The organism is Actinoplanes sp. NPDC026670, from assembly GCF_040638175.1.
Lineage (GTDB): Bacteria > Actinomycetota > Actinomycetes > Mycobacteriales > Micromonosporaceae > Actinoplanes.
Genome location: NZ_JBEZXU010000169.1, coordinates 1 through 1805, shown reverse-complemented (window position 1 = coordinate 1805; position 1805 = coordinate 1). Strand labels below are relative to the sequence as shown.

Genomic DNA, 1805 nt, shown 5'->3' with positions numbered 1-1805 from the left:
CCGGCCCGGGCAGCCGACGGGCCACCCCGGCGAGGTCCAGTCCGCGCTCCCGCCGCAGCCGGCGCAACAGGGCGGTGCCCGCGTTGCCGGTCGCCCCCACCACCACGATCCGCATTTCCGCCCCGTACCCGGTCAGCCGCACCTCAATCACCCGCGCGGGCAGCCGGGCCGGACGGGCGCCCGGGCCGGGATGGGCCGGCGTTCAGGCCGGATGGGCGGGCGGACGAGGAAGGCGCGTGGATCAACAAACCGGCAGCTCAACCCGCTGATCTACAGCGCACCTGAGCATAAGTACGTCTCACCTGACCCGACAGGTTCCGACCTTGTGAAAACTCCACCCGATGTCACAGCATCACGATGTTCATGAATATCGACGAGAGGTGGAGGCGTGACGAGAGCAAGCGTGTGGAGTCGACTGCGAGCGGTCGGAGTGGCGGCAGGCATCCTGCTGGGAATCACGGTCGTTCCGGCGCAGCCGGCGTCAGCGCAGACCGGCGCCATGATCCAGCCGGTGGGTGGACGGGTCACCGGGGTGCTGTCGAGCAGGTGCGGCAGCATCGACGGCGACCACTACGGGGTGGACATCGCGGGGAACAACGGGATGGCGATCGGCGCCGCCTACCCCGGCACCGTCGTCTTCGCCGGCTGGTCCGCTGGCGGGGGCAACATGGTGACGGTCAACCACGCCAGCGGCTACCAGACCAGATACCTGCACATGGTGCAGCAGCCGGCGGTCACCGTCGGGCAGCAGGTCGGGCAGGGGCAGGTGCTCGGGTACGTCGGCAGCACCGGCAACTCCACCGGCCCCCACCTGCACTTCGAGATCCGGCGCAACGGCGCGGTCTACAACATCTCCCCGGCGTACGCCTGCGGCGGCACGGTCACCAAGGGCGCCCCGATCAACCTTCCGTTCGCCGACCTGCCGCCGGCCAACGCCATTCCCGACCGGGTCCTCGTGGTACGCACCAACGGGACGCTCGCGGCCAAGGAGTCGCTCAACGGGACCGTGCACGAACTCAAGACCAACGTCACCAAGGTCTCCGCCGACCGCGACCGCATCGCCGTCATCGGCACGAACGGGACTGCGGAGGTGAAGGTCGGCGGTCTCACCGCAGCCTGGGTGACACTGTTCCACAACGCCAAGGACGTCGTCGTCGACGGTGACCGTTACGTCGTGCTCGGCACCGACGGCAGGGCCTGGGCCAAGGACGGCCTCTACGCCACGAACTGGGCGCACATCTCGAGCAACACGACCGTGATCGACGCGGCCGACGGTCGGATCGGGGTCATCGAGAGCGGCGTCGCGAAGGTCAAGGAAGGGTCCATCAACGCGCTCTGGCACACGGTCGCGGCCAGCGCGACCGACCTGTCCCTCGACGGAGCCCGGATCGGTGTCGTCGAGGGCGGCACCGCCAAGGTGAAGGAGGGTCCGCTCAACGCGGGCTGGGTCAACCAGGCTGCTGGCCGGGAGGTCGTCGTCGAGGGCTACCGGGTCGCAGTGCGGGACAACAGCGGCAACGCCTACGTGAAGGCCGGACCGCTCAACGCGGGCTGGGATCTCGTCGCCACCGGCGCCACGGATCTCGACGTCGCCGGCACCCGGATCGCCGTGGTCTCCGGCGGCTGGGCCCGGGTGAAGGAACCGCACCTGAACTCATCCTGGTGGGACATCGTCGTCAACGCCCGGCAGGTAGCCCTCGCCAACCAGTAGCCACAACCGCCTGGCAGGCCTGACCATCTTCCGTACGCCCGGAGGCACCTGTCCTGTGCAGACGGGCGCCTCCGGCAACGGGCCCGGCCGGCTC

The 1805-nt window shown here is 69.6% G+C and carries 1 protein-coding gene and 1 pseudogene; one reads left to right on the top strand and one right to left on the bottom strand.

The genetic code is table 11. The features are described from left to right. Positions 1–115: pseudogene (locus AB0E94_RS52785) on the bottom strand (epimerase); the annotation flags it as partial. Positions 116–388: 273 nt separating this feature from the next. Between AB0E94_RS52785 and AB0E94_RS52780 the strand changes: the two are divergent. Beyond that, the gene (locus AB0E94_RS52780; RefSeq protein ID WP_360344512.1) at positions 389–1711 is read left to right on the top strand and encodes a M23 family metallopeptidase; all 1323 of its coding nucleotides are present in this window, start codon (positions 389–391) and stop codon (positions 1709–1711) included. Positions 1712–1805 lie beyond the last annotated feature (94 nt).